This is a genomic window from Immundisolibacter sp. (assembly GCF_041601295.1).
Lineage (GTDB): Bacteria > Pseudomonadota > Gammaproteobacteria > Immundisolibacterales > Immundisolibacteraceae > Immundisolibacter.
Map to the genome: position 1 here is coordinate 1 of NZ_JBFIII010000142.1, position 4884 is coordinate 4884.

A 4884-nucleotide genomic window follows, 5' to 3' on the forward strand; every position below is an offset into this window, starting at 1 on the left:
GGCCGGCGCAGTGCGCGAGCACATTGCCCGCTACCGTCAGCTTGAGGACATCATCGCCATGCTGGGCTTGCAGGAGTTGTCCGAAGCGGATCGGCGCATCGTGCATCGCGCGCGGCGCCTGGAGCGCTACCTGACCCAGCCATTTTTTGTCACCAGCCAGCACTCAGGCGTGGCTGGCGCCACGGTGCCGCTCGCCGATTGCCTGTCCGACTGCGAGGCGATTGTCGGCGGGCGCCACGACGACTGGCCCGAGGAGCGTTTCTACATGCGCGGCGCTTTGTCAGAGGCAGCGTCGTGAGGGGATTCGCGCTGCACCTGCACGGCGCCACGGCCTGGGAAACCGTGGAGCAGGTACACAGCTTCGTCGGGCGCGACGCCAGCGGCAGCTTTGGCATTCAGCCGGGTCATGAAGCGTTCATTACCGCGCTCGAATTCGGCCTTGCCCGCTACCGGTGCGTCGATGGGGTGTGGCAGTACCTCGCGCTGCCGGGAGGCATCCTGCACGTCATCGGCGGCGAAGTTTTTGTCTTCACCCGCCGTTACCTGCGGGACACGGATTATCGGCGCATCAGTACCCAGCTGGAGGACCAGTTGCGGGCCGAGGATGTGGCGCTTTCGCGTACCCGCGCCAGCCTGCAGCAGATGGAGCAGCATTTGCTGCGACGGCTTTGGGAGCTGGAACAGCGGGGGCACGGCAATGAACAATGACCACCGCCTGCGCCAGGGTGTTGAGCGTGACGCCCGTGGTTTCGACCGGGCGCAGCGCCGGCAGCGGACAGTGCTGGCGCAGGCCCGTTTTCTGGGCACGTTGGGGCTAATGCTGGTGTTACCAATCGTTGGCGGAGCTTATTTGGGGCTGTGGCTGGATGAGCGTCTGCCCGGTTACTCCCAGTCCTGGACCCTGAGCCTGCTGCTGTTGGGGGTGTTGGTGGGCGCGGTTAATGTCTTCCTGATGTTGCGTGACTGAAGCGATGGCGGCGAACACCGACCTGCTGGCGCCGACAGTTGTGCACTGGGGTGCCCTGCAATTGCCGGCGTCCGTGCTGGTCAGCGTCGCTGTCAGTCTGTTGCTGGTCGTCGTTGGCGGTTGGCTGGGCCATCGCCTGCGCACCGCGCCGGGGCCGTTACAGACGGCGGTCGAGGGTCTGGTGGGCGCGGCCGAGGGCGCGGTTGAGGGATTGGTGGGCGAGCAGTCGCCACGGGTGCTGCCGTTCATCGCCACGTTATGGATATTCCTGTTGGGCGCGAACCTGGTCGGGTTGCTGCCGGGACTGGAATCGCCAACCCGCGACCTGTCGGTGACCACGGCGCTGGCGATTGTGGTTTTTTTCTCGGTCCACTGGTTCGGCATCCGCGCCAGCGGCTGGCGGGCCTATCTGCGGCACTACCTGCAGCCGAGCCCGCTGCTGTTGCCGTTCCATCTGGTCAGCGAACTGACCCGCACCCTGGCGCTGGCAGTGCGTTTGTTTGGCAACATGATGAGCCTGCAGCTGACCGCCCTGCTGGTACTGTTGGTGGCTGGCTTTTTGGTGCCGGTGCCGGTGCTGCTGTTGCATGTGGTCGAGGCAGTGGTACAGGCCTACATCTTTGGCATGCTGGCCCTGGTTTATATCGCGGGCGGTATGCAGGCCCAGGTTCATGCGACTTCAAGTGGAGACTGAAAAATGACTGACATCGGTTGGCTGGTGGTATTGACGACGGTAGCGGCGGTGTTTGGCATCGCCCTGGGAGTGATGTTGCCTGCCCTGGCGATGGGTCGGGCGATCAGTCAGGCACTGGACGCCATCGCCCGTCAGCCCGAGGCGGAGCAGGCCATCTCGCGGCTGCTGTTTATCGGTCTGGCGATGATCGAGTCGCTGGCCATCTACTGCCTGGTGGTGATTCTGATCGTGCTGTTCCGCAATCCGTTGCTGGCTTACCTGCCGCACTAGGGCCGGGAGCCGGGGAGCGCCATCGTGCAATTCAACGCCTGGACCTTCGTCCTCGAAATCGTCAACTTCCTGGTCCTGGTGTGGCTGCTGCACCGCTTGCTGTACCGGCCGGTGCTGGCGGTGATTGTCCGGCGCCGGGCCGAGATCGACCGCCAGTTGGGCGAGGCTGATGCCGCCCGGCAGCAGGCAGAAAGGCTCAAGACCGAGTACGACCAGCGGTTGGAGGGCGCGGCGCAGGAACGTGCTGCTGCCCGCCATGCGCTGGACGAAGATGTGGACCGCGAGCGGGGCCGCCAGCTGGAGCTTCTGCAACAGGATCTGGCCGCCGAGCGCGAGCGGGCGGCCACCCTGGCGCAGCGTAAGGCGCAGCAGCTTCGCCATGAAGCTGAAGTGCAGGCTCTGGCGCTGGCCTCCCGCTTTGCCTCTCGCCTGCTCGGCGCGTTGGCCGGGCCGACGCTCGAAGCCAGCCTGATCGATCTGACGCTGACCGAGTGCGGCCACTTGCCGGCCGAACGCCAGCAAGCCCTGCGCGATGGACTCGATCAATCGCCAGGACCCTTGCAAGTGAGTAGCGCTTATCCGCTGGATGCCGGCCGGCGCTCGGCCATCGGGCAGGCGTTGCAGGTGCTCGCCGGCGGTCCACTGCCGGAAATCAGCTTTATCGAGGATTCAGCCCTGCTGGCCGGCATACGGATACAGGCGGGTGCCTGGCGCCTGGGAGCGAACTTGCAGGATGAACTTCAGGTATTTACAGAAATGGTTCAGCCGGATGCCTGAGCCGGTCGCCGTCACCTCGCTGTTGGCTCAGGCGCAGCGGCGGGTAGAGGACTACCGGCCTGGGTTGCGGTTGCTCGAACAGGGCACCGTGGGCGCCGTCGGTGACGGCATCGCCTGGATCGAGGGCTTGCCATCGGCAGCCATGGAGGAGCTGCTGCAGTTCGAGGACGGCAGCCTGGCGCAGGTCTTTCATCTGACGCAGACCCGGGTCGGTGCCGTTCTGCTGCGCCAGACCGCGGCGCTGACCGCTGGCACCCGGGCCGCGCTGACCGGCAGGGTGTTGCAGGTTCCGGCCGGGGATGCACTGTTGGGGCGGGTGGTCGATCCGCTCGGCCGCGCGCTCGACGGCGGTGAGGATCCCGAGGCGTCCCGCCATCAGCCGCTGGAGGCGCCATCGCCGCCACTGACCGAGCGCGATTTCGTCAACCAGCCGCTGCTGACCGGTTGCAAGATCGTGGACACCCTGCTGCCGATCGGTCGTGGTCAGCGCCAGCTCATCATTGGCGACGAGGGCACCGGACGCAGTGCCCTGGCGTTGGATGCGGTCATCAATCAGCGCGACAGCGGGGTGCGCTGCGTATACGTGTTGGTCGGTCAGAAGCGCTCGGCGGTGGTGAGCACACTCGAACTGTTGCGCCAGTACGGTGCGATGGACTACACCACGGTGGTGGTGGGCGAGGCCAGCGCCCTGGCCGGCTTGCAGTATCTGGCGCCTTTCGCCGGTTGCGCCGTCGCCGAGGGCTGGATGCAGCAGGGCCACGATACCCTGGTGGTGTACGACGATCTGAGCGCACACGCACGGGCCTATCGGGAGTTATCTTTGCTGCTGCGACGCCCGCCCGGTCGCGAAGCCTATCCGGGCGACATCTTCTATCTGCATGCGCGGCTGCTGGAGCGCACCACCCGGTTGGCACCCGCCGCCGGTGGTGGCAGCATGACCGCGCTGCCTATCGTCCAGACCGAGCAGGGCGAAATCGCGGCCTACATTCCGACCAATCTGATCTCCATCACCGACGGCCAGATCTACCTCGATGCCGATCTGTTCGCGAGCGGTTTTCAGCCCGCCATCGACATCGCCCGGTCGGTGTCGCGCATCGGTGGCAAGGCGCAACACCCACGTATCCGCGAGGCCGCTGGCAGCATCAAGCTCGATTATTTGCAGTTCCAGGAGCTGGAAGTATTCACCCGTTTCGGCGCCCGGCTGGAACCGGCCATGGAGGCCCGCCTGCACCGTGGTCGGGTGCTGCGCGAACTGCTCAAGCAGGACCGCTTGCAGCCGGTGTCGATGGTCGGGCAGATGGCCTGGCTGACGGCGTTCACCCACGGCATGTTTGACGGCGTCGAGCTTGGCCGGATAAACGCCGTGCTGGAGCGCTTGCTACAGGCGCTGGCCGGCAGCGGGCCAGGCGTCGACACACCGGAACAGGATTGGCTGGCCTGGCTGCCTGCCCAACTGGGTACCCCGATGTCAGGTCCATGAGCGGCTACCGCGACCTCGTTAAGCACCTGCGGGGTTTGGCGGACATTCGCGCCATTCTCGCCGGTATGCGCACGCTGGCGATGATCGAGACGCAGCGTCTGACCCGGCTGCGCGACAGCGGTCAGCGCCTGCGGGCCGGCTTACAGCAGGCCGCGCAGGACTATCGTGCCCATTATCCGGACGGCATATCCTCGACCGGCACCGATGTCTCGGTGGTGATCGGCAGCGAGAAAGGGCTGTGTGGCGATTTCAACGAGGAGCTGCTTCGGTACGTGCGGGCACTGCCGGCGCAGCCCACCCTGGTGCTGGTAGGTAATAAGCTCATTGCCGCTGCCGGCGACTTGCCGCAGGTGGTGGCGCGCTGCCCGGGCGCCCCGGCAGCGGACGGCGTGGCCATCGTGCTGGCTGAGTTGGCCGATACTTTGGGCGGACTCGATACCGCCCGTGGTGGCCGGCTGATGGTGATCGCGCATGACCCGGAACTGCGACAGGTCAGTGCACGCCAGGTACTGCCGCTGCCGACTGTACCGGCGCCTTTAACCGGCACGCCGCCACGGCTGTACATGTCCGTGCCCGAGTTCGAGGCGGCGCTGGTCGAGCAATACCTGTTCGCGGCGCTGACCGGAGCACTGCAAAGCGCATTGCTGGCGGAGAACCAGCAGCGGGTGACTCACCTGGAAGCGGCGGTACGACGCC

Annotated in this window: 7 protein-coding genes and 1 pseudogene; all 8 read left to right on the plus strand. The window is 66.0% G+C overall.

What is annotated here, in order from left to right; genetic code table 11:
• Nucleotides 1-298: pseudogene (locus tag ABZF37_RS13445) on the plus strand (F0F1 ATP synthase subunit beta); the annotation flags it as partial.
• Nucleotides 295-708 (plus strand): F0F1 ATP synthase subunit epsilon, encoded by a 414-nt coding sequence (locus ABZF37_RS13450; protein ID WP_372720770.1) that lies wholly within the window; start codon nt 295-297, stop codon nt 706-708. The pseudogene ABZF37_RS13445 and the gene ABZF37_RS13450, both read left to right, overlap by 4 nt.
• The gene (locus ABZF37_RS13455) at nt 698-967 is read left to right on the plus strand and encodes an AtpZ/AtpI family protein (RefSeq protein ID WP_372720772.1); all 270 of its coding nucleotides are present in this window, start codon (nt 698-700) and stop codon (nt 965-967) included. Before ABZF37_RS13450 ends, ABZF37_RS13455 begins: the two co-directional genes overlap by 11 nt.
• 4 nt (nt 968-971) lie before the next feature.
• Nucleotides 972-1661 carry a F0F1 ATP synthase subunit A gene (locus tag ABZF37_RS13460; RefSeq protein ID WP_372720782.1) on the plus strand — a complete coding sequence of 230 codons (690 nt, stop codon included), beginning with the start codon at nt 972-974 and terminating at the stop codon, nt 1659-1661.
• Nucleotides 1662-1664: 3 nt separating this feature from the next.
• Nucleotides 1665-1931 carry an ATP F0F1 synthase subunit C gene (locus ABZF37_RS13465; protein WP_372720774.1) on the plus strand — a complete coding sequence of 89 codons (267 nt, stop codon included), beginning with the start codon at nt 1665-1667 and terminating at the stop codon, nt 1929-1931.
• Between the two features lie 24 nt (nt 1932-1955).
• Nucleotides 1956-2708, plus strand: coding sequence for an ATP F0F1 synthase subunit B (locus ABZF37_RS13470; RefSeq protein ID WP_372720776.1), 753 nt, complete (start codon nt 1956-1958; stop codon nt 2706-2708).
• The gene (locus ABZF37_RS13475; RefSeq protein WP_372720778.1) at nt 2701-4188 is read left to right on the plus strand and encodes a F0F1 ATP synthase subunit alpha; all 1488 of its coding nucleotides are present in this window, start codon (nt 2701-2703) and stop codon (nt 4186-4188) included. The genes ABZF37_RS13470 and ABZF37_RS13475 overlap by 8 nt, the downstream gene beginning before the upstream one ends.
• On the plus strand, nt 4185-4884 hold a 700-nt coding region (locus ABZF37_RS13480; RefSeq protein WP_372720780.1), incomplete at its 3' end, for a F0F1 ATP synthase subunit gamma. The genes ABZF37_RS13475 and ABZF37_RS13480, both read left to right, overlap by 4 nt.